The organism is Vibrio sp. SCSIO 43153 (assembly GCF_023716625.1).
In the GTDB taxonomy this organism is placed as follows: Bacteria; Pseudomonadota; Gammaproteobacteria; order Enterobacterales; family Vibrionaceae; genus Vibrio; species Vibrio rotiferianus.
This window is the reverse complement of the sequence record NZ_CP071855.1, coordinates 2,156,088-2,181,659: the sequence shown is the minus strand read 5'-3', so window position 1 is coordinate 2,181,659 and position 25,572 is coordinate 2,156,088. Positions and strand designations below refer to the sequence as shown.

Genomic DNA, 25,572 nt, shown 5'->3' with positions numbered 1-25,572 from the left:
TAGTATTTCAGTAAAGGGAAGTTAAACTTGGGATGTGTGGGTAGCAGTTGCCTCTTGAATGACTATAACTGAGCCTTATCCCTTATCCCTTATCCCTTATCCCTTATCCCTTATCCCTTATCCCTTATCCCTTATCCCTTATCCTGAAACTTAGCATTCCATAGGGCGAATCCCGTTCCCCCTAAACGAAGAAAGGGTTGACGCTTTCACGTCAACCCTCAAATTTATCCGATTCTCGATTCTCTTAAAGCTTATCTGTCAGCTCGATTGCTTGACCGATGTAGTTTGCTGGCGTCATCTCTTTCAGACGTGCTTTCTCATGCTCAGGAAGCTCAAGACCGTCGATGAAGTTACGCATTGCTTCGCCATCTACACGCTTACCACGAGTTAGCTCTTTTAGCTTCTCGTATGGCTTCTCGATGCCGTAACGACGCATTACTGTTTGTACTGGCTCTGCTAGTACTTCCCAGTTCTTGTCTAGTTCAGCAAGAAGTGCTTCGCGGTTTACTTCTAGCTTGCTGATGCCTTTAAGCGTAGAAGTGTAAGCGATGATTGCGTAGCCAACACCAACACCAAGGTTACGTAGAACCGTTGAGTCAGTTAGGTCACGTTGCCAGCGAGAAACAGGCAGTTTTTGTGCTAGGTGACCGAACACAGCGTTCGCAAGGCCTAGGTTACCTTCTGAGTTTTCAAAGTCGATTGGGTTAACTTTGTGAGGCATTGTTGAAGAACCAATCTCACCAGCAATGGTTTTTTGCTTGAAGTGGCCTAGTGCAATGTAACCCCAAACGTCACGGTCGAAGTCAATCAGGATAGTGTTGAAACGAGCGATAGCGTCGAAAAGCTCAGCGATGTAATCGTGTGGTTCGATTTGAGTTGTGTAAGGGTTCCAAGTAACGCCTAGAGACTCAGTGATGAACTCTTCAGAGAACTTGTGCCAATCTAGCTCTGGGTAAGCAGAAAGGTGTGCGTTGTAGTTACCTACTGCACCGTTGATTTTCGCTAGGATCTCAACGTTTTCGATTTGCTTGAATTGACGTTCCATACGGTACGCCACGTTTGCCATTTCTTTACCCATTGTTGATGGAGAAGCTGGCTGACCGTGTGTACGAGATAGAAGAGGAATGTCGCGGTATTCCACTGCTAGCGCTTTGATAGCGTCGATTAGGTTACGGATTTCTGGAAGAATCACGTTCTCACGCGCTTCTTTAAGCATAAGAGCGTGTGAAGTGTTGTTGATGTCTTCAGAAGTACATGCAAAGTGGAAGAACTCGTTTACTGCGTGCAGTTCAGGAACATCTGCTACTTTCTCTTTTAGGAAGTACTCAACCGCTTTAACGTCGTGGTTAGTTGTACGCTCGATCTCTTTGATTCGGCGTGCATCTTCTTCAGAGAAGTTTGCAGCAAGGTCGTCTAGGAATTGGTTTGCTTCTGCGCTAAACGCTGGCACTTCTGCAATTTCAGCAGTAGCAGCAAGCTTTTGTAGCCAGCGGATTTCAACGATAGTACGGTACTTTAGTAGACCGTATTCACTGAAAATTTCGCGTAACGCAATTGTCTTGCTTCCGTAACGGCCGTCTACTGGTGAAACAGCAGTCAATGCTGACAGTTCCATGATGTTCTCCTGAATTGGGTTTCTAAATTTCGTGAGCTTTATACCAATAACTGTGGCAATTGTCACGAATATTGCGCAAACGTTTGCGCGAGATTTGTTTTGATCGAAAAAAATGAGCTCGCGATAAACGCGAGCTGCTTACTTGATACCTTATTACATTCGAGCAAGAAGGATTTGTGCTTGCTCTACCATCTTCTTGCGTCCGAAGATCAGGTGGCGACGTTTACCGCCAACTTGACGCCAGAGTACTGCGCTACGAATACCCGATAACAACAACGCACGAACTTTGTGCTGGTTAGCGGTTTGTTGCAGTACAGATGGAGTACCAGTTACTTGAATACGAGGACCAATAGGGCTGACTACATCCAAGTAAATGCTCGCTAGGTTGCTGATCATTTGATCATCTAGCAATTCAAAATGTTCCGTTTGACGCTGAGCCATTTGAATGCGGTCACCAAGTTGTGACATTGCATCGTTACGACCCGATAGCTTGCGCTCTAATGCCATTAGGCTGATGATGTAGCGAGTGACTTCACTTCCAGATGGGGTGCTATCAATCCCTTTCACCAAGCATTCAAGACCCAGCTTAAGGTCGGCTTCGCGACCGAAAACACCGATGGTGTTGGCTGGGCTAGTATTCAAAATGGCGTTAATTGACGTTTCAAAGGCATCTTGATCACAATGTCCGTCTCTCGCTACCTGTTGAACCAAAGCAACAGCTTGGCAGATACCTGCAAAAGCGATAGTACGGTCATAAAGTGTATTCGCCACGTAACGACTCCTAAGCTTGAGAATATTTAATGCGTTGCTCGATGATGCCGCCACCAAGGCACACGTCATCTTTATAGAACACGGCTGATTGACCTGGCGTTACAGCAATTTGTGGCTCGTCAAAGATCACTTTAATGTTTTCATCATCGATAGGGATGATTGTACAAGGAATATCTTCCTGACGGTAACGAGTTTTCACTGTGCACTTCATAACATCGCGAATTGGCTCACGATCTACCCAGTGAAGTTGTGATGCAAGTAGACCTTCTGATTTCAGCATTGGGTGGTCTTTACCTTGAACCGCAATCAAAACGTTACGTTCTAGATCTTTCTCACCAACAAACCATGGGTCTTCGTTACCGCCACCGCCTTTACGACCACCGATATGAAGACCTTTGCGTTGACCTAATGTGTGGTACATCAAACCTTGATGCTGACCGATCACTTCGCCTTCTGGCGTTTCGATATTACCCGGTTGAGCAGGAAGGTAACGACCTAGGAATTCCGTAAACTTACGTTCACCGATGAAACAGATACCGGTAGAATCTTTCTTCTTCGCTGTGATCAGGTCTTGCTCTTCTGCGATACGGCGCACTTCTGGCTTCTCTAGATCACCCACAGGGAATAGGCTACGCGCAACTTGTTCGTGGCTTAGCGTGTATAGGAAGTAGCTTTGGTCTTTATTGCCATCTAGACCACGTAGCATCTGTGGCTTTTCACCGTTTTCTGGGAAAGAGCGACGCACGTAGTGACCCATTGCAATGTAATCAGCATCAAGCACTTCATCAGCGAATTCTAGGAATGCTTTGAACTTGATTTCTTTGTTACAAAGAATGTCTGGGTTTGGTGTACGGCCTGCTTTGTATTCAGCAAGGAAGTACTCAAATACATTATCCCAGTACTCAGCAGCAAAGTTGATGGTGTGTAGGTGAATGCCTAGCTTGTCACATACTGCCTGAGCATCAGCAAGATCTTCTGCTGCTGTACAATATTCTTCGTTGTCATCTTCTTCCCAGTTCTTCATGAACAGGCCTTCTACTTGGTAGCCTTGTTGCTTGAGAAGATACGCAGAAACAGATGAATCAACGCCGCCGGACATACCGACGATGACTTTCTTTTGGCTGTTATCAGACATTACTAAACACCACTTAAATAAACGGGACGCAGATTCTACCAGAATCCACAGGCCGGTGACAGATCCGAGATCGAAATCACACTTCGATTTGCTGCACTTTTCTCCAACAAAATCGCAAGTTGGTAATTTCATAAGTATAGAGATGGTATATATGGCATAGTTGGCAAAAATCCAAGAGGAAAAATCAAATGACCGAAGAAAACCAATTTATGCAAGAAGCTGAGTTGATTGAAATTGTCGAAAATCAACTCGAAGACAGCAACCCACTTAAAGTAAAAGAAACGCTCATGCGCCTAATGATGACAGGCACACCACGTGAAGACGCGATTGCAATGATGGCGTGTGCGATGTCGATTGAGATTTTTGACGTGATGAAAAATGAAGGGGAGTTCAACTTAAAGCGTTATAGCGAGCACCTGGAGCAATTACCTGATCTAAGCTTTATGGAAGGTGAATAAGTAGCCTGAAAGAAAAAAATAGACTGCAAACGTTTGCTATAATTGCTTTTATTGCTGCTTTTATAACAGCGGTATAGAATCCGTTCTCCTTTTCATCCCTTATTCAGACAAACAATATGAAATTTCCTGGACAACGCAAATCGAAGCATTATTTTCCTGTTCATGCTCGCGACCCTTTAGTGAGTCAAGCACAAGAAAGCAAGAAAATGACGCGTACTCACATTATCGGTATTGATCAGACGTTGGTAGATATCGAAGCTAAAGTTACCACGGATGTAATCGAAAAATATGGTTTGAGTAAGGGACACTCGCTGGTAATTGATGATGCAACGGCAGAAGCGCTTTACCAGCAGCTAAAAGAAGACAACCTAATTACGAATGAGTATGCGGGCGGTACGATCGGTAACACGCTACATAACTACTCTGTATTGGCAGATGACCGCTCTACACTTCTAGGCGTTATGAGCCAGGATATCAAAATCGGTAGCTACGGTTACCGCTACCTATGTAATACGTCAAGCCGTATGGACTTAAACTACCTTCAAGGTGTTGAAGGTGCAATCGGTCGTTGTTTTGCTCTTATTACTGAAGACGGTGAACGTACTTTCGCAATCAGCGAAGGCCAAATGAACCAACTTCACCCAGACAATATTCCTGAGAAAATCTTTAAGAGTGCATCTGCTCTGGTTCTCACAGCGTACCTAGTGCGTTGTAAAGAAGGCGACCCAATGCCTGAAGCAACCATGCGCGCGATTGAATACGCGAAGAAACACGACGTACCAGTGGTATTAACACTAGGTACTAAATTCGTTATTCAAGATGATCCTACATTCTGGCAAGAATTTATTCGCGATAACGTATCGGTTGTGGCAATGAATGAAGATGAAGCAGAGGCACTTACTGGTGAATCTGATCCATTGGCTGCGTCTGATAAAACATTAGAATGGGCTGATCTTGTATTATGTACAGCGGGCCCTGTTGGATTGTTTATGGCGGGTTATACAGAAGATGATGCTAAGCGCGAAACTTCACTTCCATTGCTTCCTGGCTCGATCGCGGAATTTAACCGCTACGAATTTAGCCGTCCAGCGAAAAAGGATGCAAGTGTAAACCCAATTAAAGTTTATTCTCATATTTCTCCTTATATGGGTGGCCCAGAGAAAATTAAAAATACCAATGGTGCTGGTGATGCTGCGTTATCTGCAGTACTTCATGATATGGCCGCAAATAAGTACCACAAGGAAAATGTGCCAAACTCCAGCAAGCATGCGCATCAGTTTTTAACGTATTCTTCGTTTTCGCAAGTATGTAAATACGCGAACCGTGCAAGCTATGAAGTGCTAGTGCAGCATTCTCCTCGTCTATCTCGTGGACTGCCTGAGCGAGAAGATAGCCTAGAAGAGGCGTACTGGGAGCGTTAACCGTTCTTCACCATGACTTTATAAGGCGCATATTTTTATGCGCCTTTTTTGTCTGAGCTTTCTGAGTTTAGTGAAGAATACAAATGCGTAAGAGATAAAAAAGGCTCCTTAGAGGAGCCTTTTTAGTATGACTGTTGGTCGAGATTAGATTAGGAAATCATCTAGCGATTTACCGGCATCCAATTGCTCTTGAATTGCAGAAGGTGTACGGCCTTGGCCTGTCCAAGTTTTCTCTTCGCCAGTTGTATCTACATATTTGTATTTAGCTGGGCGTGGAGCGCGCTTAGACTTAGTTTTTGTTTTTGTTTCACCTGATAGTGCGCTAATTAGTGCATTAACGTCGATACCATCTTGGGCGATTTGTTCTGCAATTGCTGCTAGTTTTGCTTCTTGCTCTGCTTGTGCAGCGCGATCAGCTTCTTCAGCTTCTTTGCGTTCTTGAACTACGATAGTTAGTTTATCTAGTGCTTCTTCAAGTTGCTCTAGAGTTAGCTCACGTGAAAATGCGCGTAGGCTACGAATATTTAGAAGTGTTTTTGTCAGCTCAGACATAACTGTTCCTATTCTTTAAGTAGGGTGTTTGGTAATAATAATGCTAGTGATTAATTAAAACAAACAAAATAATAGAAATATTAAACTTTAATATTTAACGCCATCTTTCCGTGGTTGGCAAACAATAAATAATTTTTCTATAAAAGTTCAATATTGGAGCGTACTGTTTAATATAAGTTCAAACTTATTTGGCCTAGTAAGCATTATTGGCTTTAATACTCAGCGGGAATCGCTCTAATCATAAAGTTGTTAATCTATTCTTTAGGTGAAAGGGCGCTGTATGACCGATAGAATTTAAATATGCGATATGAGACTTACTCTTATTTGGGGATTTGCTCCTTTTTGAATATTATGAGCTTAAATGCACAGTGCTAAAGGTAGAGTGTTTACGTCAACTTCTATTTATTTAATTAATGTGATTGCAGTTGCGTAATCCATGTTTCAGTTACATTTCATTTATAAATCATTGTGACGATTATTTATCGATTTAATTTAGTTTGATGTGTTGCATTGGTGGTCCTCATGAGTACAATGGCAAATACCTGATGCAATATTGCAGACAATATGTTGTTAATTTGTACAATTAATGGTTAATTGTTTGTTGTTGCCGTAGAGGCGCAGTCTCGAAGAGTAGCTATTATTGGGGTGATGCCAATGAATAATAGTGGAAGGCGAAGATTGCCGAAGTAAGTGGCCTATCGAAACCACTTGCTGGGGTTGTATCCGAAAGGAGCAACACTGCCATAGTATATAAACATTAAACTATGGAGCGCTACTGTAGGGTTGGGTGGAGTGTTCGCTTCCCTGTCGCTAAGTTCAACATGAGCACGTACCGTATGCTACGTGACTTGTCTGCAGTAGATCTCTAGCCAAACTTTGGTTTTTGAAGATCATGAATTTAATAGATTTTGCACATTCTCCTGTTTCGTTATTACCGCCTATTGTTGCTTTGACACTGGCGATTCTAACTCGACGCGTATTAGTTTCTCTTGGTGTAGGTATCGTACTTGGTGCGATTCTACTTAATGATTGGTCTATTGGTAATACAGTAGGCTATGTGAGTACTCAAGTTTCTTCTGTCTTTATTGAAGACGGTGGTATTAACACTTGGAATATGAGTATTGTTGGCTTCCTAATTCTTCTAGGTATGACAACAGCGTTATTGACACTGTCCGGTGGTACGCGCGCTTTTGCGGAATGGGCGCAAACACGAGTGAAAAGTAAACGTGGTTCTAAACTTCTTGCTGCCTTCTTAGGCGTATTCATTTTTGTCGACGATTACTTTAACAGCCTTGCAGTAGGTGCGATCTCTCGTCCAGTAACTGATCGTTTTTACGTATCTCGCGCCAAGTTGGCTTACATCCTAGACTCAACGGCGGCACCAATGTGTGTGATCATGCCAGCTTCTAGCTGGGGTGCGTACATTATTACGATTATCGGTGGTATCTTGGTGTCACACGGTATCACGGAGTACTCAGCGCTTGGTGCTTATGTACGCCTTATCCCAATGAACTTCTATGCTGTTTTTGCGCTATTAATGGTATTTGCAGTGGCGTGGTTTGGTCTTGATATTGGCAAGATGCGTGAGCATGAAATCGCAGCATCTCAAGGCCGTGGTTTTGACAAAGATAAAGAAAACGATACTCAAGAAGCTCACGAGCTTAACGAAGAGCTAGATATTCGTGAAAGCGAGAAGGGCAAAGTTTCTGACCTAGTGCTTCCAATCATAACGCTTATCGTTGCTACTATCGCTTCGATGCTTTACACCGGTGGTCAAGCACTAGCTGCGGACGGTAAAGAGTTTGCTCTTCTAGGTGCATTTGAGAACACCGATGTTGGTATGTCTTTAATCTACGGTAGCTTGCTTGGCCTGGCTGTAGCACTGTTTACTGTGTTTAAACAAGGCATTCCAATGGCAGAGGTTGGTCGCACACTTTGGATTGGTGCTAAATCGATGTTTGGTGCGATCCTAATTCTTGTATTCGCATGGACTATCGGCTCTGTTATTGGTGACATGAAGACGGGTTCTTACCTATCGACAATGGCGCAAGGTAACATTAACCCTCATTGGCTGCCGGTTATCCTATTCTTGCTTTCTGGTCTAATGGCATTCTCAACAGGTACTTCATGGGGTACGTTCGGGATCATGCTTCCAATTGCGGGTGATATGGCTGGTGCAACAGACGTAGCACTAATGCTACCAATGTTAAGTGCTGTTCTGGCTGGTGCTGTATTCGGTGACCACTGTTCACCTATCTCAGATACCACAATTCTGTCATCGACTGGCGCACGTTGTAACCACATTGATCACGTATCAACGCAGTTACCTTATGCGCTTTCGGTAGCACTTGTTTCATGTGTGGGCTTTATTGTTCTGGGTATGACAGCGTCTATTGCGTTCTCGTTTATTGCAGCATCAATTACGTTTGTGATTGTATGTGCAGTACTATCTTGGATCTCTAAGTCTAAAATGGCGTCATGTCAAAACGCTTAGCGCATCGAATGTAGCTTATTAAAAGAGGAAGCTCCGCCGAGGTCAGGCGGAGCTTTTTTTAACGCGATATATAGGTGAGGGGGGCTATCGCGTTTTTGGGGTAACAGTTAGAGAAAAGTAGTGCTGTAAAATACACCTCAACTTACTTAAACAATATTGGTTATTAAGCAAGGGCTATGCCGGATTTAAGTCTATGATTTTATTATAGCTAGAATGGCAGTTATCTTGGCTTTTTGCTAAGTAACTGAAAGTGTGGATTACGTGTGTTACACAGTGTTACGTTACACTTTATACGTGTAAGTTATATTTCTTGATGAGACGATATAAGGTGGTTCTGGAAATACCAAGTTGCCTTGCAGCAGCGCTCATATTATGTTTGTTATCTTCAATAGCTTGAAGCAGGAACTCTAAGTCAATTTGTTCGCTATTAGGCAGGATTTCTCTATCTTTGCTATTTAGTCCCAGATCAGCTTCTAAGATTGTGCCATCTTCACTCATTACAATAGCTCGCTGAATGACATTTCTCAGTTCGCGTACATTACCTGGCCATGAATGCGCCATTAATTTATCTTCAGCTTTTTTTGATATCTCGAATTCTTGTCCATTTTGCAGCTGATTTAAAAAATGCTGTGCTAATAACAAAATGTCATGACCACGACGTCTGACAGGAGGGACGGAGAGCGGAAGGATGTTTAGACGATAAAAGAGATCCTCTCGAAAGTTCCCCCTTACCACTTCACTTTTTAAATCCACGTGGCTAGCAGCGATAATACGACAATCAACGTTTAAGCATTTGTCCCCACCTAACTTTTGAATTTGCTTACTTTCCAAAAAGTGCAATAAATGTATTTGTGAATCAGGTGGCATATCGCCTATTTCGTCTAGAAAAAGCGTTCCCTTATTTGCTCTTTCGACAAATCCAGTGCGATCATGGATTGCGCCAGTGAAGGCGCCTTTCGTGTGTCCGAACAGCTCCGAAGCTACAAGACCTGAAGGTATAGCCCCGCAGTTGACCGAGACAAAAGGGTGTTCATGTCGTGACGAAAGTTCGTGAATTATGTGCGCACAGAGTCCTTTACCGACGCCTGTCTCGCCGTGAATCAGCACCTCAGCATCGCTTTTGGCGTATTTAGCGATGTTGGTGCGTAACTCGTTAATGCATGAGCTTTCTCCGATCAAAAGCTGAAGTTGTGGATGCTGGTCAGCAGTGGTCTGCTTAACTCCCACTTTGCGAATTTTCATTAATATTATTTCTTCCGATGCCCCATAAGAAGGATAGTCAGGATTAGCTGTCTCAGGGATGATTCGCGCTCTCAAATATGAGAATGACATGTGGTTCTCAGTGTTCAACCTAACAGATTCACTTTTTGCGAAATGGGTTTACATGGTTTCACCAAGTTAAACATCTACAACGCGATTTGATGTGAGGTTAAGATTGAGCTAACTTTAATTTGTTTAAAAACAATTGGTTAAGTGGTGTTTTGCTAAAAGTTTAATTTTTGTGTTGAAAAACATCAGAAGCTTAGTTAGTGTGGTTGTTAACGAAGCAATTCAATCGAGTTTAAATAAGTATGCGTAATTTTGTAATGAACATTCATCACCATCATCACCCAGCCTAGTCTTTCGGGAGATGTACGCATACCCGGGAGATAGGAAACTCCCGGAGGTGAAAATCAAAGTGAAAACAGATTTCAAACCCTCGGGAGACCAACATCTCTCGAGGGTTTTTTAGTTTTACTGGTTTATAAAATATTCAAATTACCAAATTTTGCACAGGGATAAAGCAATGCAAACACAACGCTTAAGAATCGCAATTCAGAAAAAAGGCCGCCTAAGCAAAGAGAGCCAAGCTCTACTGAAAAAGTGTGGCGTGAAATTCAACGTAATGGGTGAGCGTCTAGTCGTTCACTCAGAGAACATGCCAATTGATTTGCTTTTGGTTCGTGATGACGACATCCCTGGTCTGATTATGGATGGCGTAGTAGACCTTGGCTTTATCGGTGAAAATGAACTGGAAGAAGTTCGTCTAGATCGTAAAGCGTTGGGTGAACCGTATGAATTTGTTCAACTTCGTCGTCTTGATTTCGGTGGCTGCCGTTTATCTATCGCAATCGACAAAGACGAAGAGTACAACGGTCCTCAAGACCTCGCTGGCAAACGTATCGCTACGACATACCCACAACTGCTAAAAGCTTACATGGATGAAGCGGGTGTTCCTTTCTCTGCATGTATGCTGACAGGCTCTGTAGAAGTTGCCCCTCGCGCGGGCCTTGCTGATGCCATCGCTGACTTGGTTTCTACAGGTGCAACGCTAGAGGCTAACGGTCTTAAAGAAGCTGAAATTATCTTCAAATCAAAAGCGACACTGATTCAACGCACTGGTGAGTTTGACGCAGACAAAGTGGCGCTAATCGAAAAGCTGTTAACTCGTATGCAAGGCGTACAGCAAGCGAAAGAGTCTAAGTACATCATGCTACATGCACCAGCTGAGAAGCTAGACCAAATCAAAACACTACTGCCAGGTGCGGAAGATCCAACGGTATTACCTCTATCTGCTGACAAGCAAAAAGTTGCGGTTCACTTGGTAAGTACTGAAAACCTGTTCTGGGAAACCATGGAACAGCTAAAAGAACTGGGTGCGAGCTCAATTCTAGTACTACCAATTGAAAAAATGATGGAGTAACCGCAATGAGAACAGTCGTATGGCAATCGCTAAGTGAAACGCAGCAAGACTCAATTCTAGAACGTCCTGCAATTACAGAAGGTGCGAATATCACCGCCGCGGTTTCTGAAGTAATCGCAAAAGTTCGCAAAGAAGGTGATGCTGCATTATTGGAGCTGACTGAGAAGTTCGACCGTGTGAAACCGGAATCCATCCGTGTTTCCGCTCAAGAAATCGATGAAGCGTCAGCGCGTCTTTCTGAAAAAATGAAGAACGCACTGGAGCAAGCGTATGAAAACATTGCTAAGTTTCACAAAGCGCAAAAGCCACAGCCAATCAAAGTAGAAACTCAACCGGGTGTAGTCTGTGAACAGGTAACGCGCCCAATTCAAAAAGTGGGTTTGTACATTCCCGGTGGCAGTGCGCCATTGCCATCGACTGTTTTGATGCTTGGGGTTCCTGCAAAAATTGCAGGCTGTCGTAAAGTGGTGCTTTGTTCACCACCACCAATTGCTGACGAGATCCTTTATGTAGCAAAACTATGTGGCATTGATGAAGTGTACAATGTCGGCGGTGGTCAAGCCGTCGCTGCAATGGCTTACGGAACAGAAACCGTATCTAAAGTTGATAAGATCTTTGGTCCAGGTAACGCTTACGTGACAGAAGCAAAACGTCAGGTAAGTAATGATTTCCGTGGTGCAGCGATTGATATGCCAGCAGGTCCATCAGAAGTGCTAGTGATTGCTGATGAAACGGCAGACCCAGACTTCATTGCTGCAGATCTTCTAAGCCAAGCGGAGCACGGCCCTGACTCTCAAGTGGTACTTGTGACTCCTTCACCTGTGATTGCGGATCAAGTGACGGACGCGGTTCAACGTCAGCTTAAAGCATTGTCTCGTGCGGACATTGCCGAGCAAGCTTTAGCTTCAAGCTTAATCATCATTGCTGAGTCTCTGACTCAATCGGTTTCAATCTCAAATTACTACGGTCCTGAGCACTTAATTGTTCAGACTAAGAACCCACGTGAGCTTCTGCCTCTATTAGACAACGCAGGTTCTATTTTCCTTGGTGATTGGTCGCCTGAATCAGCAGGTGATTACGCATCGGGTACTAACCACGTTCTTCCTACTTACGGTTACACACGTACTTATTCAAGCTTAGGCTTGGCGGACTTCTCTAAGCGTATGACGATTCAAGAGCTGTCTGCTGATGGTCTAAAGAACCTTGCCCCTACAGTAGTCACAATGGCTGAAGCGGAAGGCTTAGATGCACACAAACGTGCAGTGACTATCCGCGTAGAAAAATTGGCAGCGAAGTAAGAGGACAATGAGATGGAAAAGCTAGCGCGTAAACAAGTCCAACAACTTACCCCTTATTTATCGGCTCGCCGAATTGGTGGTACCGGTGACGTGTGGCTAAATGCCAACGAATCACCATTTAACAATGAATACAAAACAGACTTTGCTCGTCTTAATCGTTACAGCGAATGCCAACCGAAAGAACTGATTTCTGCTTACGCAGCGTATGCGGGTGTGAAACCAGAACAAACGCTGACTTCTCGCGGTGCAGATGAAGGCATTGAACTACTGATTCGTGCTTTCTGTGAGCCGGGTGAAGATGCGATTCTTTACTGTCCACCAACTTACGGTATGTATGCCATCAGCGCAGAAACCATTGGTGTCGAGCGAAAAACCGTGCCACTAACGTCAGATTGGCAACTAGACCTTGCAGGTATCGAAGCTAATCTGGATAACGTGAAACTGGTTTTTGTATGTTCGCCAAACAACCCAACGGGTAACTTAGTTAAGCGTGAAGATATTGTCTCTCTGCTTGAGATGACAAAAGACCGTGCAATCGTGGTGATGGATGAAGCGTACATTGATTTTTGCCCTGAAGCATCAACGGTAGATTTACTGGCGCAATACCCGAATCTCGCAATTCTGCGCACTCTGTCGAAAGCTTTTGCGCTTGCAGGTCTGCGTTGTGGATTTACGCTTGCGAACGAAGAGCTGATTAATGTACTTCTTAAAGTTATCGCACCATATCCAGTACCGGTGCCAGTAGCAGAAATTGCCACTCAAGCGCTTTCTGAAGCAGGCCTAGCGCGAGCGAAGTTCCAAGTTCTCGACTTGAACGCGAACCGTGCTTACTTACAGGTGGGTTTGTCGATGATTCCGGGTCTGGAGGTTTTTGAAGGATGGGGTAACTACCTATTGGTGAAATTCCCAGATGGTGATGGGCTTTTCAAAGCCGCTTGGGAGACGGGTATTATTCTGCGTAACTCGCCAATCGAAAACTGTGTACGTATCAGTGTAGGGAACCGTGACGAGTGCGAAAAAACACTTGGATTTATTAGAAACTACTACTCATAAGTAGAGAAAAAATTTATCGCTCTTGCTCAATAGCGGGAGCGCCAAAAGAATAGCAATAAGGAAGTTCGAGTGAGCAAACAACAAAAAATCCTTTTTATCGATCGTGATGGCACCTTAATTGTTGAGCCGCCAGTTGATTTTCAAGTAGACCGTTTAGATAAGCTAAAACTAGAGCCGTTTGTTATCCCAAGCCTGTTGTCGTTGCAGGATGCAGGATACCGCCTAGTGATGGTCACTAACCAAGATGGTTTGGGTACCGACAGCTACCCACAAGCAGACTTTGATGCTCCACACAACATGATGATGGAGATCTTTGAATCTCAAGGTGTAAAGTTTGATGACGTGCTGATTTGTCCGCACTTCGATGAAGATAACTGCTCTTGCCGTAAGCCTAAATTAGGCTTGGTAAAAGAGTATCTTCAAGGTGGCAAAGTTGATTTCCAAAACTCTGTTGTGATTGGCGATCGTCAAACTGATCTTCAGCTTGCAGAAAACATGGCAATTCGTGGCATTCAATACAACCCAGAAACCATGGGTTGGAAACAGATCTTGAAAGATCTAACGGTGAAGGCACGCGTTGCTGAAGTGATTCGTACTACGAAAGAAACAGACATCAAAGTTGCGGTGAACCTTGATGAACAAGGCAGCAATGACATCTCTACTGGTCTTGGCTTCTTCGACCACATGCTGGATCAAATCGCGACGCACGGCGGATTCCAGATGGTGTGTAAAGTAGAAGGTGACCTGCACATTGATGATCACCACACGGTAGAAGATACCGCTCTTGCTTTGGGTCAGGCGTTGAAAGAAGCACTGGGTGACAAACGTGGTATTGGTCGCTTTGGTTTCAGCCTACCAATGGATGAGTGCTTGGCACAATGTGCACTGGACCTATCTGGTCGTCCTTACCTTAAGTTCGACGCGCAGTTTAGCCGTGAGCAAGTGGGTGACCTCTCAACAGAGATGGTGGTTCACTTCTTCCGTTCTCTGACTGACACATTAGCATGTACGTTGCACCTTTCTTCTGCGGGCAACAATGATCACCACATCATTGAAAGTCTATTTAAAGCGTTTGGTCGCACTCTGCGCCAAGCAATCAAAGTAGAAGGCACTGAGCTACCGAGTAGTAAAGGCGTACTTTAAGGCTAACGTTAGCAAGGAGAAAAACAGTGACAGAACAGAAAGTTGTCATTATCGATACTGGCTGTGCCAACGTCTCTTCGGTGAAGTTTGCTATTGAACGCCTAGGTTATGACGTAACGATTTCAAAAGATCCACAAGTTGTATTGGCGGCTGACAAGCTATTCCTACCGGGCGTGGGAACCGCCAGTGAAGCGATGAAAAACCTAGAAGAGCGTGACCTAATCAGCTTGGTAAAACAGGTAGAGAAGCCGCTACTAGGTATCTGTTTAGGCATGCAACTGTTGGGCAAAGTGTCTCAAGAAAAAGGCCAGAAAGCCGACGAGTTAGTCGAGTGTCTTGGACTTTGTGACGGTGAAGTGAAGTTGCTACAGACTGGCGACTTACCGCTGCCGCATATGGGCTGGAACACGGTGTCTGCAAAAGCAGGTAACCCACTGTTCAAAGGTATTGAAGAAGGTGAGTATTTCTACTTCGTGCACAGCTTTGCGATGCCAGTTGGGGATTACACGATTGCTGAATGTGAATACGGCAACCCGTTCACAGCAGCAGTACAAAGTGGCAACTACTACGGTGTGCAGTTCCACCCTGAGCGTTCTTCAAAAGCGGGCGCGAAGCTTATTCAAAACTTCTTAGAATTATAAAAGGGATTTAGTGTGATTATTCCAGCTCTTGATTTAATTGAAGGACAGGTGGTTCGCCTTTATCAAGGTGATTACGGCCAAGTAACCGAGTACAAAGTCGACCCAGCAGAGCAGTTCAACTTGTACCACCAAGCTGGTGCAAACTGGCTACACTTAGTGGATTTGACTGGCGCGAAAGACACAACAGCGCGTCAGCTTGATTTGATTGCAAAGCTACTAGCAAGCACGCCAGCGAACATCCAAATCGGTGGTGGTGTGCGTACAGAGCAAGACGTGATTGATCTGTTAGAAGCCGGTGCGCAGCGTGTTGTAGTCGGTTCTACAGCAGTAAAACAACCAGAGCTTGTGAAAGGTTGGATGGAAAAATACGGCGCAGAGAAAATCGTTCTTGCGCTGGACATCAACATCGACCAAGACGGCACGCGTAAAGTGGCGATCTCTGGTTGGCAAGAAGATTCAGGCGTGACCATCGAAGCTCTGATCAACGATTATCTGACGGTAGGTCTACAGCATGTGCTTTGCACGGACATTTCTCGTGACGGTACGCTAGAAGGCTCAAACGTTGAGCTTTACGTCGACTTATGTAAACAGTACCCACAAGTGCAGTTCCAATCTTCAGGCGGCATCGGTTCATTAGCGGATATCGAAGCACTAAAAGGTAGCGGTGTTGCTGGCGTGATTGTTGGTCGTGCATTGTTAGATGGTAAGTTCACAGCAGAGGAGGCGTTTGCATGCTGGCAAAGCGAATAATTCCATGTCTTGATGTTCGTGACGGACAAGTGGTGAAGGGCATCCAGTTCCGCAACCACGAAATCATTGGCGACATCGTCCCTCTGGCGCAGCGTTATGCTGAAGAAGGCGCTGACGAGCTTGTGTTCTACGATATTACCGCTTCAAGTGATGGTCGTGTCGTCGATAAAAGTTGGGTCGCTCGCGTTGCAGAAGTGATTGATATTCCGTTCTGTGTGGCTGGTGGTATTAAATCAGCGGAAGATGCAGCGCGCATTCTTGAGTTTGGTGCAGACAAGGTGTCTATCAACTCACCTGCACTGGCGAACCCTCAGTTGATTACTGACCTTGCTGATAAATTTGGTGTGCAATGTATCGTCGTTGGTATCGATTCATACTACGACAAAGAGACTGGCAAGTATCAGGTTTACCAGTTTACTGGTGATGAAGAACGCACCAAAGCGACCCAATGGGAAACCCGTGATTGGGTGCAAGAAGTACAAAAACGCGGCGCCGGTGAAATCGTACTTAACATGATGAACCAAGATGGTGTGCGTAACGGCTACGACATCGAACAACTGAATATGGTGCGCGAAGTATGTAATGTACCGCTGATTGCATCGGGTGGCGCGGGTGCTATGGAGCACTTCGCAGAAGCCTACCAAAAAGCCAATGTGGATGGAGCGCTTGCTGCATCGGTATTCCACAAACAAGTCATCAACATTGGTGAATTAAAGCAGTATTTGAAACAACAAGGCATTGAGGTACGACTATGAGTGTGAAAGCCGCCGAAGTAAGTTCGCTAGCTGAGCGAATCAACTGGGAAAAGGTGGATGGTCTGGTACCTGCCATCGTACAAGATTTCCAATCAAGCCAAGTGCTGATGATGGGTTATATGAACCAAGATGCGTTGGCAAAAACGGGCGAAACGGGTCAAGTGACGTTTTTCTCTCGTACCAAGCAGCGTCTTTGGACGAAAGGTGAAACCTCTGGCAACGTATTGCAACTAGTGAATATGCAGCTAGATTGCGACAACGATACGCTACTGGTGAAGGTGAATCCCATTGGTCCTACGTGCCACTTGGGTAATACAACTTGCTGGGATGTGGACCCTCAAGAGGAGTCACAAATGGTGTGGCTTCATCAACTTGAGCAGCTATTGGCTGCCCGCAAGAGTGCCGACCCAGATTCCTCTTATACTGCCAGTCTTTATGCCCGTGGCACCAAGCGTATTTCGCAAAAAGTGGGCGAAGAAGGCGTTGAAGTCGCGCTTGCGGCGACGTCGGGCGATAAGGCGGAGTTAGTGTGTGAATCAGCAGACTTGATTTACCACTTGCTGGTATTGCTTCAGGACCAAGGTCTATCGATGAATGACGTGGTGAATAAACTGAAAGAGCGTCATAAATAAGCCTGCTATAGATAAATGAAAGCCCCTATGACTCGGGAGTCTAGGGGCTTTTTTAATGTAATATTGTTGATTCGGTGGGGAAACCTAACAGCAGAGCTTAAGGTGATTAGATTCTGAATCACGCTTGTTCTTCGTTGTTGAGAATGACGATATATTTTCTAACGGTATTTGAAGTAGAGTTATCTATTTCAAACGAAAGCACATATTCACGTTATTCCGACGGGCTTAGGTGGGATCAGAAATCTCATTAAAGCGGACTCAACAAGCTAGGTGTGGGTGCGATTACCCACAACACTTCTTAAATTTCTTACCACTTCCACAGATACACGGGTCATTGCGACCTACTTTTAGGCTACTTACTGGCTGGCTTAAGCGTGGATCTTGCTCTAGTTCGTCTTCTGGCTCTTCAGGAAATGTGCCGTCAATGTAGTACCAAAGTCCGTCTTCTTTTACAAAGCGAGAACGCTCTGTCATGCAGTAGCGTTTGCCGTCTTCATTAAAGTACGCATTGAACTCAACAAAACCTTCATTCTTGTTGCTACCCGCTTCAGTTTTGACTACCTCAAGCTTGCACCAATCGCTATCGATGGACTGGGCAATGCCTTCACGTTGTTCTTCTGCGTTACAGCTTGGGTGATATGTTTTTACCACGTAATCCACTAGACCCAACACATGTGCACTATAGCGAGAACGCATCAACTGCTCTGGAGTGATGACGTCAGCATGGTTATTGTGGGCGATTTCACAACACTGTGAGTAGGTGCGGTTAGACCCGCAAGGACAAGAGGAGGCCATAAAATGAAATCTCGATTAATTAAGCGATAAAAACAAACAACCTCACGTAAAGGTCGAGGTATTCTAGGGCGCATTATAGCGTTCTAAGATGTTTGAGACAGCAGTTCTTGAGCCCAGGCAGTTGATTGATTGAACGCTTTTGCCAGTTGAGGTTCTGTTAGTTTAAGTGCCTGACAGTATTTTTCAGTGGTTTCCCAATCGGCTTTTTCATACGAGATGATCATTGACAACAGGTAACCTAGAACGCCCTTTTTGCTAGTTAATGCCGTTTTGATTTCTTCATCAACAGGAATGTCTTCAATCACATCAGCGAGAGGCTGGTCTAATAACGAGTCCAGCAATGAAAACATACCGGTTAGGAATGCTTGGCCGGGATCGTACTTAGTGTTCATTTGGCTCAGTAGTATCTCACACATGCGCGCGCGTTGAATGGCTAATGAGTATAGGGAATCTGGTTTGTCTTCATGTACAGAAGCGATGGCGACGAGTGATATAAACCGTCTTAAACGATCTTCCCCTAAATATACCAAGGCTTGTCTAAAGGATTTCAACTTTGTCGTCAGTGTGTAGCCTGAGTTTACATAAGTCATTAGCTTATAAGACAAGGTTACATCGATAGAAAACAGTCGCTCGACTTCATTGAAATCAATTGGCTTATCAGCAATCTCTTTACACAGTTGAATGACGGTTAAAAAGGCAGGATTTAAGCGCTTTTTTTGAATCATTTCAGGTTTGCTAAAAAAGTAACCTTGGAAGTAATTGAATCCAGCATCTAGGGCTTGTTCAAATTCTTCATAGGTTTCTACTTTTTCTGCAAGAAATTCAATATCTAGATGACTTAGCGCACGAATAAATATCGACGCTTTTTCAATGGGTACGACCCTGATATCAAACTTAATTATCGAAATAAAAGGCAAGAAGCGCTTCCAAGCTTTCGTTGGCACAAAGTCATCTAATGCCACTCGATACCCAGAAGAATGCAAGTGTTTTATCGCATTGAGCAGTTCATCGCTTGGCTCACAATCTTCCAGAACCTCAACAACTAAAGATTCTTTTGGAAAAAGAGTCGGAACAAGGTTCACTAGGCTTTGATAAGGGAAATTTACGAAGCCAAGCTTGTCGCCCAAAGTACTGTAGTGAGTTGATAAGAAATGATCCGACAGTAAACGACTAGTGGCCAGCTCAGGCTCTACTTCTGGAAAGGTATTTTTTGGCCCATCGCGGAAGAGAAGTTCATAACCGATAGTTTTCTTTTCTCTATCAAGAATAGGCTGACGAGCTACATACGAATACTTCAATGCGGTACTTTATTCTGTTAAATCTATTAGTAATGATAATAACGAGTTTTCACAAAAGATCTATGGGCTATACGTCAATCTTAAACATCCAAATGATACATTGGTGAAATTACGTTCGAAAAGGTCGATTGTGAAGGTGAAAATCTTCAGAATCTACTTGTAAAACTGAGCCTTGTGTATACCAATCACCTAAGACAATACGAGTAGTTTTAACACCATTTAGCTCAAAAATATGTGTATTTGGGCGGTGTGTGTGACCATGAATCATTAGGTTGACGCAGTTTTGAGACATGACACGCTCAACTTCTCCTTGGTTAACGTCCATGATGTCGAGAGACTTGGTTTTTTTGTCGTCTCGAATATCAGACTGAACTTTGGCGACAATTCTTTTTTTAACGAACCAAGGAATACGATTAAATAGCCATTGAAGCCAAGGCTTATGAACGGTTTTCCTGAACTCTTGATATTTCTCGTCGTCGATGCAAAGTGTATCGCCATGCAAGATCACGGCCTTTTGACCATAAAGATCAATAGTGCAGACATCATCGAGCAATGTCATGCCAGTTTCTTTGCAAAAGCGTTTACCTAGTAAAAAATCTCGATTGCCTTGGATGAAGAAAGCAGGGACACCAGAATCCGTCAGGTCTTTAAACTCGGCACGGATTTGGTCTGCGAAAGGGGTGTTATCATCGTCACCAATCCAGAACTCAAATAAATCGCCAAGCACGTAAAGTGCATCGGCATGAATCGCTTCTGTACGCATAAACGTGACAAAGCACTCCGTGATATCCGGACGAGAAGGGGTAAGGTGGAGATCAGATATAAATAATGTCGTCATAGAAATAAGGGGAGGCGATGCCTCCCCACAAACTTATCTCTTGGTAGCAATTCTATAGAATTACTCTTCGATTGTAGTACCAGTGATCAGTACGTCTTCTAGTGGTACGTCTTGGTGCATGCCGTAAGAACCAGTGCTAACGCCTTTGATCTTATTTACGATGTCCATGCCTTCGATTACTTCACCGAATACACAGTAACCCCAACCATCTAGGCTTTCGCTACGGAAATCTAGGAACGTGTTGTTGTTTACGTTGATGAAGAACTGAGAGCTTGCTGAATGCGGCTCCATAGTACGTGCCATAGCAAGTGTACCCACTTTGTTGCTAAGACCGTTGTTTGCTTCGTTCTTGATTGGTGCACGTGATGCTTTCTCACGTAGACCAGACTCCATACCACCGCCTTGGATCATGAAGCCGTCAATAACACGGTGGAAAAGAGTGTTGTCGTAGAAACCGTCGCGGCAGTACTGAAGGAAGTTTGCGCTTGTTTCTGGCGCTTTCTCTTCGTTTAGTTGAATCTTGATGTCACCAAAATTAGTGTGAAGGGTGATCATGCTACTTTCCTTTACTGTGTTGTATTGAAACTGCGATTCTAGCCTAAGTTATTACGCTTTAAAAACTCAGGAAGAACAAATTAATAGTTTTGTGCTTGAAGTTTAGCCGATTATCGTTTTATCCGTGAATTGCTATTACCTAATAAGGTCTGAGTTGTTATACTCGGCGTTCTTGTTATCCATTCACAATCATAGATAGAGATCATGTTAAAGATATATAACACACTCACAAGACAGAAAGAGGAATTCAAACCAATTACAGCCGGCAAAGTTGGCATGTATGTCTGTGGAGTTACCATCTACGATCTCTGTCATATCGGTCACGGTCGTACATTTGTTTCTTTCGATGTAGTGTCTCGCTACCTTCGTTACCTTGGCTATGACCTAACATTTGTACGTAACATCACTGACATCGATGACAAAATCATCAAGCGTGCTGCTGAAAACGGTGAATCTTGTGATTCACTGACTGAACGTCTTATCGGCGAAATGCACGCTGACTTCGATGCTCTGAACATGAAACGTCCTGACGTTGAGCCTCGTGCGACTCAGTTCATTGCTGAAATCATCGAATTGGTTGAAAAGTTAATCGAGCGTGGTTTTGCTTACGTTGCAGACAACGGCGACGTAATGTTTGAAGTCGGTAAGTTCAACGAATACGGCAAGCTATCTAAGCAAGATCTTGATCAGCTTCAAGCAGGTGCTCGGGTCGATATCGAAACAGCAAAACGCAGCCCACTAGACTTTGTACTTTGGAAGATGTCTAAGCCAGGTGAACCAACATGGGAATCACCTTGGGGTCCTGGTCGTCCAGGTTGGCACATTGAGTGTTCTGCAATGAACTCTTCAATCCTAGGTAACCACTTCGATATTCACGGCGGCGGTTCTGACCTTCAGTTCCCACACCATGAGAACGAAATCGCGCAATCATGCTGTGCACACGACACGCAATACGTGAACACATGGATGCACAGCGGCATGGTAATGGTAGACCGTGAGAAGATGTCTAAGTCTCTAGGTAACTTCTTTACTATCCGTGACGTTCTTGGTCACTACGATGCTGAGACGGTTCGTTACTTCCTAATGTCAGGTCACTACCGTAGCCAGTTAAACTACAGCGAAGATAACCTAAACCAAGCACGCGCTTCTCTTGAGCGTCTATACACGTCTCTACGTGGCCTAGATCTAAATGCAGCGCCAGCGGGTGGTGAAGAGTACGTATCGCGTTTTACTGCAGCGATGAACGATGACTTCAACACGCCAGAAGCTTACTCAGTACTGTTTGACATGGCGCGTGAAGTAAACCGTCTGAAGACAGAAAACCTAGAGAAAGCGAGCGAGCTAGGTGCGCTAATGCGCGAGCTTGCGGAAGTGATTGGTATTCTCCACCAAGATCCGGAAGCGTTCCTAAAAGGTGACGCAGGTAATGATGATGAAGTGGCTGAAATCGAAGCACTAATCAAGCTACGTAACGACTCTCGTGCAGCAAAAGACTGGGCTAACGCAGATATGGCTCGTGACAAGCTGACTGAAATGGGTATCGTTCTAGAAGATGGGCCGGAAGGCACAACGTGGCGTCGTAAGTAATTGAATCTTTTAAAAGGGCTGATGATTCAGCCCTTTTCTTTACAAGCTTTTATAAATTCTAAACTTTAACGAAGGTAGTGCTCTGTGGCTCAGATGTATTTCTATTACTCAGCAATGAACGCGGGTAAATCGACAACTCTTCTTCAATCTTCATTTAACTACCAGGAGCGTGGCATGACGCCTGTGATTTTCACAGCAGCGTTAGATGACCGTTACGGTGTAGGTAAAGTGAGCTCTCGTATTGGTTTGCAATCAGACGCACAATTGTTCCGTCCAGATACTAACCTATACCAAGAGATTGCAGCACTGCATGAGGTTGAAAAACGTCACTGTATTCTGATTGATGAGTGTCAGTTCCTATCGAAGGAGCAGGTTTACCAACTTACAGAGGTGGTGGATAAGCTGCATATTCCAGTACTTTGCTATGGTCTTCGCACCGATTTTCTAGGCGAACTTTTTGAAGGCAGTAAGTACCTGCTATCTTGGGCTGACAAGTTGGTTGAACTCAAAACCATCTGTCACTGTGGTCGCAAAGCAAACATGGTTATCCGTACTGATGAGCATGGCGTCGCAATTAAAGAAGGTGATCAAGTCGCAATCGGTGGTAACGATCGTTACGTATCCGTTTGTCGCCAGCACTACAAAGAAGCACTTGGCAAATAAGTGAGTCTAGATAAGAGAAAGCCACCGAATCCGGTGGCTTTTTTGTAGTTTGTTAACTGATAAGCGTATTACGCTAGGCCGAATTCAAACTTTTCTCTTAGTGCCTGATAAGATGACTCAACGTGAGCTGGGATTTCTTGTTCCGTTTGAAAGCCTTTCTCTGGGTATGTTTTCACTCGAGAAAAATCTTCCATTAGTGCCTCAAGTACCATCATTAGCGTCATCTCTTCGTTGATATATTCAAAGAAAGGATGCGCAGTGGACGTGACTTGCAGTTGTGAATAAGGCGATTGCCACTGTTTTTCGAAGGTCGCAATAGCGCGTCTTTCCATAAATGGTTTTTGGACCAAGATAAGAGACTCGCACTTAATCTCTTTTTCTCTCAACAATTGTTCGGTGAAGCGAACATTCTCACCGCTATTGCTCGACTTTGTTTCGACCAATATTGCTTCATTTGGCACGCCTGCAAGCTTGGCGATTTCTGCAAAGGTTTCAGCTTCGCTTTTGTCAAACAAGCCATCCGTAAAACGGCCTTCACCGCCAGAAAATATAATCAGAGGTGCAAGCTTTTGGTGGTAAAGCTTTGCGGCGTATTCGGCAACACGTAAGTCATTGCTACACATAACAAATAAGCAGTCAGCAGGTGCGAGTTGCTGGTTGAGTTGCATGTAATCCCACAAGGTTTCAATGTGTTGATAAAGCTTCATAGTGCATCCAGCGTTGAGTTGAATTGGAACTGGTAGCCAAGCGCAATAAGCTTGTCTGCAAGGATTCGTTTATCGGCAGTTTCAGTGACTGGTGGAAGGGCAATATCCAAATCACTTCTCGTAATGGCCGCTTGGTAAAACTCGGCTTTGCTGACGGTGTTCGGCGTAGTGGCGTTAACCACTTCATTGCTGATTTGATTGAGAGCGAAGGCGGTTGCTGCGACAGCGTCGTTTTGATGCAACATGTTTGCAGGGGCTTTGCGGCTTACTTGTTTTAATCGCAGAGCAAAGCGAGAAGGGTGGCGGTCGGAGCCGATCAAACCACTACAACGTACGATGGCATAGTCGATGCCAGAATCAATCACGTATTGCTCGGCTTGCAGCATAATACGTGCGTTATTCGAGAAATGTGGATTGTCTTGTGCTAAAGCGAATGTGGCGTCTTCCTCTCTCATATCGACGGGAAAATTTGGATAGACCGTCGTTGAACTTACCATCAAAAGCTTTTCCACGCGGCTTACTTTTGCCGCTTCAACTAGGCGTTGCCATTGCAGTGCATACTCTTCACCGTTGCCTTTGCGAAAACCTGGCGGAAAAGCTCCCACAACGCGCTCGATATGGTGCTGTTTGATAATATCAATGAGGTGTTGCTCGGAGTTGAGTTCATTGAGATCGAGTAGGGCAGTGGAAATGGAGGAGATTGGGAATTCATCAAGCTTTGCTTGGCTTCGGCGAGTGGCTGTAACTCGATGTCCCTGCTCGGATAAGACTTGTGCAAGTGGTGTTCCTAGCCAGCCTGCGCCAACGATCAGTGTATTTGCCATCGGTAAGTTCCTACGTTAGACCCCGATTATGATTCAAACAGGGTTTGTAATTCTAATCTGGCTTGCTGGTGTAGGGGATCGGAGTGCCATTTTTGGTGTTGTATCAAGTCGATATTAACTTGCCATGCCAGTTTCGTGAATTCTTCACCAATTTTGGTCAATGTATTGGGCGAGTGTGACACCAAATGATTTGGAAGAAAGCACCAGCCAAATCCCTGATTTGCCAGTTCCAATAAGATGTAATAGTTGTCAGCGTACCAGATATCGGGGCTCAGCGCCTGATTGATTCCGCTAGTATCGGCACTCTTTGAACGAATAACCAATTGTCTATGTTGCTTTAATTCGTCGATATGACGAATTTTTTGCGTCGCTAAAGGATGTTTTGAAGAAATGAAAACATCAAATCCAATATTTCCGAGATTCGAGAAGTCAATATTTTCGGGCATTTGTAGGTCGCTGAGAATGATGCCTGTTGTTGCTCTACCTGATTTTACCAACTCGATGATGTCTGGGCTTGAGCCCGTCAAACATTCAACTTGGATATCTGGGAATTGCTGCTCAAGTTTTTTGAGTGCCTTAGGGAGGTTAGTAAGTGGAATTCCCTCATCGACAGCGAGGATGAACTGTGTCGCTTGTGGTGAAAATAGCTGGCAAGCTTTATTGTTAAGTCGGTTCAACTGGCTGATGGTTGCCAATGCATAAGGTAAAAGCTCTTGGCCTTTTTCAGTTAACTTGGGGTAGCGACCCGAGCGATCGAACAAGTCGACGCCGCAATCGAGTTCCATATTCATTATATGTTGGCTCACCACAGACTGAGCTCGGCCAAGCTTCCTAGCTGCTGCGGAAAAAGAACCGACTTCTGACGTGGCAACAAAAGCCTGTAATTGTTCAATAGTAAACATAT

Annotated in this window: 25 protein-coding genes, 1 riboswitch and 1 other annotated feature; of the genes, 13 read left to right on the top strand and 12 right to left on the bottom strand. The window is 44.4% G+C overall.

Annotated elements, in window-relative coordinates; genetic code table 11:
- Positions 1-244 precede the first annotated feature (244 nt).
- The 3 genes from purB to mnmA form a co-directional block, all read right to left on the bottom strand.
- Positions 245-1,615 (bottom strand): adenylosuccinate lyase, encoded by a 1,371-nt coding sequence (gene purB, locus J4N37_RS10510; protein WP_010449178.1) that lies wholly within the window; start codon positions 1,613-1,615, stop codon positions 245-247.
- A 153-nt stretch (positions 1,616-1,768) separates the two neighbouring features.
- Positions 1,769-2,386: a high frequency lysogenization protein HflD gene (gene hflD / locus J4N37_RS10505; protein ID WP_005450778.1), complete on the bottom strand. Its 618-nt coding sequence runs from the start codon at positions 2,384-2,386 to the stop codon at positions 1,769-1,771.
- Between the two features lie 10 nt (positions 2,387-2,396).
- Entirely contained in the window at positions 2,397-3,521 is a 1,125-nt protein-coding gene (gene mnmA, locus J4N37_RS10500) for a tRNA 2-thiouridine(34) synthase MnmA (RefSeq protein ID WP_171359046.1), read from the bottom strand.
- Between the two features lie 188 nt (positions 3,522-3,709).
- Here mnmA and J4N37_RS10495 point away from each other — a divergent pair, with 188 nt between their 5' ends.
- Positions 3,710-3,979, top strand: coding sequence for a hypothetical protein (locus tag J4N37_RS10495; RefSeq protein ID WP_010449173.1), 270 nt, complete (start codon positions 3,710-3,712; stop codon positions 3,977-3,979).
- Between the two features lie 116 nt (positions 3,980-4,095).
- Complete coding sequence (locus tag J4N37_RS10490; RefSeq protein WP_010449171.1) at positions 4,096-5,400, top strand: inosine/guanosine kinase; 1,305 nt, start codon at positions 4,096-4,098, stop codon at positions 5,398-5,400.
- Positions 5,401-5,544: 144 nt separating this feature from the next.
- Here the strand turns inward: J4N37_RS10490 and J4N37_RS10485 are convergent, their stop codons facing one another.
- Positions 5,545-5,952: an H-NS family histone-like protein gene (locus J4N37_RS10485; protein ID WP_010449168.1), complete on the bottom strand. Its 408-nt coding sequence runs from the start codon at positions 5,950-5,952 to the stop codon at positions 5,545-5,547.
- A gap of 602 nt (positions 5,953-6,554) precedes the next feature.
- Positions 6,555-6,735, top strand: a riboswitch (Lysine riboswitch).
- 109 nt (positions 6,736-6,844) lie between these two features.
- Here J4N37_RS10485 and tet(35) point away from each other — a divergent pair.
- Positions 6,845-8,446 (top strand): tetracycline efflux Na+/H+ antiporter family transporter Tet(35), encoded by a 1,602-nt coding sequence (gene tet(35), locus J4N37_RS10480; RefSeq protein WP_252040866.1) that lies wholly within the window; start codon positions 6,845-6,847, stop codon positions 8,444-8,446.
- 288 nt (positions 8,447-8,734) lie between these two features.
- Here the strand turns inward: tet(35) and J4N37_RS10475 are convergent, their stop codons facing one another.
- Positions 8,735-9,688, bottom strand: coding sequence for a sigma-54 interaction domain-containing protein (locus tag J4N37_RS10475; RefSeq protein WP_045394399.1), 954 nt, complete (start codon positions 9,686-9,688; stop codon positions 8,735-8,737).
- A 352-nt stretch (positions 9,689-10,040) separates the two neighbouring features.
- Positions 10,041-10,179: a sequence feature (His leader region), on the top strand.
- A gap of 53 nt (positions 10,180-10,232) precedes the next feature.
- Here J4N37_RS10475 and hisG point away from each other — a divergent pair.
- The 8 genes from hisG (at position 10,233) to hisIE (ending at position 17,401) form a co-directional block, all read left to right on the top strand.
- Positions 10,233-11,129 carry an ATP phosphoribosyltransferase gene (gene hisG / locus J4N37_RS10470; protein ID WP_252040864.1) on the top strand — a complete coding sequence of 299 codons (897 nt, stop codon included), beginning with the start codon at positions 10,233-10,235 and terminating at the stop codon, positions 11,127-11,129.
- A 5-nt stretch (positions 11,130-11,134) separates the two neighbouring features.
- Positions 11,135-12,427, top strand: a complete 1,293-nt coding sequence (gene hisD, locus J4N37_RS10465) for a histidinol dehydrogenase (protein ID WP_252040862.1) — start codon at positions 11,135-11,137, stop codon at positions 12,425-12,427.
- A 12-nt stretch (positions 12,428-12,439) separates the two neighbouring features.
- Positions 12,440-13,480 (top strand): histidinol-phosphate transaminase, encoded by a 1,041-nt coding sequence (hisC, locus tag J4N37_RS10460; protein WP_088880578.1) that lies wholly within the window; start codon positions 12,440-12,442, stop codon positions 13,478-13,480.
- A 69-nt stretch (positions 13,481-13,549) separates the two neighbouring features.
- Entirely contained in the window at positions 13,550-14,623 is a 1,074-nt protein-coding gene (gene hisB / locus J4N37_RS10455; protein WP_010449156.1) for a bifunctional histidinol-phosphatase/imidazoleglycerol-phosphate dehydratase HisB, read from the top strand.
- Positions 14,624-14,649: 26 nt separating this feature from the next.
- Positions 14,650-15,264, top strand: coding sequence for an imidazole glycerol phosphate synthase subunit HisH (gene hisH / locus J4N37_RS10450; protein ID WP_005450758.1), 615 nt, complete (start codon positions 14,650-14,652; stop codon positions 15,262-15,264).
- Positions 15,265-15,276: 12 nt separating this feature from the next.
- Complete coding sequence (hisA, locus tag J4N37_RS10445; protein WP_005390889.1) at positions 15,277-16,014, top strand: 1-(5-phosphoribosyl)-5-[(5-phosphoribosylamino)methylideneamino]imidazole-4-carboxamide isomerase; 738 nt, start codon at positions 15,277-15,279, stop codon at positions 16,012-16,014.
- Positions 15,996-16,769 carry an imidazole glycerol phosphate synthase subunit HisF gene (gene hisF / locus J4N37_RS10440; RefSeq protein WP_045394371.1) on the top strand — a complete coding sequence of 258 codons (774 nt, stop codon included), beginning with the start codon at positions 15,996-15,998 and terminating at the stop codon, positions 16,767-16,769. The genes hisA and hisF overlap by 19 nt, the downstream gene beginning before the upstream one ends.
- On the top strand, positions 16,766-17,401 hold the full coding sequence (gene hisIE / locus J4N37_RS10435; RefSeq protein ID WP_005389826.1) for a bifunctional phosphoribosyl-AMP cyclohydrolase/phosphoribosyl-ATP diphosphatase HisIE: 636 nt from the start codon (positions 16,766-16,768) through the stop codon (positions 17,399-17,401). Before hisF ends, hisIE begins: the two co-directional genes overlap by 4 nt.
- 282 nt (positions 17,402-17,683) lie before the next feature.
- On the opposite strand, the gene J4N37_RS10430 is transcribed toward hisIE, so the two are convergent.
- From J4N37_RS10430 to J4N37_RS10415, 4 genes are all read right to left on the bottom strand, one after another.
- A complete protein-coding gene (locus tag J4N37_RS10430) occupies positions 17,684-18,196 on the bottom strand; it encodes a YchJ family protein (protein ID WP_009698176.1) in 513 nt (170 codons plus the stop codon).
- 83 nt (positions 18,197-18,279) lie between these two features.
- Complete coding sequence (locus tag J4N37_RS10425) at positions 18,280-19,494, bottom strand: EAL and HDOD domain-containing protein (protein ID WP_010449139.1); 1,215 nt, start codon at positions 19,492-19,494, stop codon at positions 18,280-18,282.
- Positions 19,495-19,603: 109 nt separating this feature from the next.
- Positions 19,604-20,332: a UDP-2,3-diacylglucosamine diphosphatase gene (lpxH, locus tag J4N37_RS10420; RefSeq protein ID WP_252040860.1), complete on the bottom strand. Its 729-nt coding sequence runs from the start codon at positions 20,330-20,332 to the stop codon at positions 19,604-19,606.
- Between the two features lie 60 nt (positions 20,333-20,392).
- Positions 20,393-20,887, bottom strand: coding sequence for a peptidylprolyl isomerase (locus J4N37_RS10415; RefSeq protein WP_010449136.1), 495 nt, complete (start codon positions 20,885-20,887; stop codon positions 20,393-20,395).
- Positions 20,888-21,091: 204 nt separating this feature from the next.
- Here J4N37_RS10415 and cysS point away from each other — a divergent pair, with 204 nt between their 5' ends.
- A complete protein-coding gene (gene cysS / locus J4N37_RS10410; protein ID WP_071234710.1) occupies positions 21,092-22,474 on the top strand; it encodes a cysteine--tRNA ligase in 1,383 nt (460 codons plus the stop codon).
- 84 nt (positions 22,475-22,558) lie between these two features.
- Positions 22,559-23,137, top strand: coding sequence for a thymidine kinase (locus J4N37_RS10405; protein WP_010449131.1), 579 nt, complete (start codon positions 22,559-22,561; stop codon positions 23,135-23,137).
- 68 nt (positions 23,138-23,205) lie between these two features.
- Here the strand turns inward: J4N37_RS10405 and J4N37_RS10400 are convergent, their stop codons facing one another.
- Genes J4N37_RS10400 through J4N37_RS10390 form a run of 3 tightly spaced genes read right to left on the bottom strand, consistent with a single transcriptional unit; the run spans position 23,206 to position 25,570 of the window.
- Positions 23,206-23,844 (bottom strand): YdcF family protein, encoded by a 639-nt coding sequence (locus J4N37_RS10400; RefSeq protein WP_252040858.1) that lies wholly within the window; start codon positions 23,842-23,844, stop codon positions 23,206-23,208.
- Positions 23,841-24,668 carry an NAD(P)H-binding protein gene (locus tag J4N37_RS10395; protein WP_252040856.1) on the bottom strand — a complete coding sequence of 276 codons (828 nt, stop codon included), beginning with the start codon at positions 24,666-24,668 and terminating at the stop codon, positions 23,841-23,843. Before J4N37_RS10395 ends, J4N37_RS10400 begins: the two co-directional genes overlap by 4 nt.
- 26 nt (positions 24,669-24,694) lie before the next feature.
- Positions 24,695-25,570 (bottom strand): LysR family transcriptional regulator, encoded by an 876-nt coding sequence (locus tag J4N37_RS10390; protein WP_010449127.1) that lies wholly within the window; start codon positions 25,568-25,570, stop codon positions 24,695-24,697.
- Between the last annotated feature and the right edge of the window lie 2 nt (positions 25,571-25,572).

Bases quoted from the DNA above. Each gene is read 5' to 3' on its own strand.
- hisC (WP_088880578.1), top strand. From the start codon at position 12,440: ATGGAAAAGCTAGCGCGTAAACAAGTCCAACAACTTACCCCTTATTTA.
- J4N37_RS10415 (WP_010449136.1), bottom strand. From the start codon at position 20,887: ATGATCACCCTTCACACTAATTTTGGTGACATCAAGATTCAACTAAAC.
- J4N37_RS10490 (WP_010449171.1), top strand. From the start codon at position 4,096: ATGAAATTTCCTGGACAACGCAAATCGAAGCATTATTTTCCTGTTCAT.
- lpxH (WP_252040860.1), bottom strand. From the start codon at position 20,332: ATGACGACATTATTTATATCTGATCTCCACCTTACCCCTTCTCGTCCG.
- J4N37_RS10395 (WP_252040856.1), bottom strand. From the start codon at position 24,668: ATGGCAAATACACTGATCGTTGGCGCAGGCTGGCTAGGAACACCACTT.
- hisD (WP_252040862.1), top strand. From the start codon at position 11,135: ATGAGAACAGTCGTATGGCAATCGCTAAGTGAAACGCAGCAAGACTCA.
- cysS (WP_071234710.1), top strand. From the start codon at position 21,092: ATGTTAAAGATATATAACACACTCACAAGACAGAAAGAGGAATTCAAA.
- J4N37_RS10390 (WP_010449127.1), bottom strand. From the start codon at position 25,570: ATGTTTACTATTGAACAATTACAGGCTTTTGTTGCCACGTCAGAAGTC.
- J4N37_RS10430 (WP_009698176.1), bottom strand. From the start codon at position 18,196: ATGGCCTCCTCTTGTCCTTGCGGGTCTAACCGCACCTACTCACAGTGT.
- purB (WP_010449178.1), bottom strand. From the start codon at position 1,615: ATGGAACTGTCAGCATTGACTGCTGTTTCACCAGTAGACGGCCGTTAC.
- hisG (WP_252040864.1), top strand. From the start codon at position 10,233: ATGCAAACACAACGCTTAAGAATCGCAATTCAGAAAAAAGGCCGCCTA.
- hisF (WP_045394371.1), top strand. From the start codon at position 15,996: ATGCTGGCAAAGCGAATAATTCCATGTCTTGATGTTCGTGACGGACAA.
- hisIE (WP_005389826.1), top strand. From the start codon at position 16,766: ATGAGTGTGAAAGCCGCCGAAGTAAGTTCGCTAGCTGAGCGAATCAAC.
- mnmA (WP_171359046.1), bottom strand. From the start codon at position 3,521: ATGTCTGATAACAGCCAAAAGAAAGTCATCGTCGGTATGTCCGGCGGC.
- J4N37_RS10485 (WP_010449168.1), bottom strand. From the start codon at position 5,952: ATGTCTGAGCTGACAAAAACACTTCTAAATATTCGTAGCCTACGCGCA.
- J4N37_RS10400 (WP_252040858.1), bottom strand. From the start codon at position 23,844: ATGAAGCTTTATCAACACATTGAAACCTTGTGGGATTACATGCAACTC.
- J4N37_RS10495 (WP_010449173.1), top strand. From the start codon at position 3,710: ATGACCGAAGAAAACCAATTTATGCAAGAAGCTGAGTTGATTGAAATT.
- J4N37_RS10475 (WP_045394399.1), bottom strand. From the start codon at position 9,688: ATGAAAATTCGCAAAGTGGGAGTTAAGCAGACCACTGCTGACCAGCAT.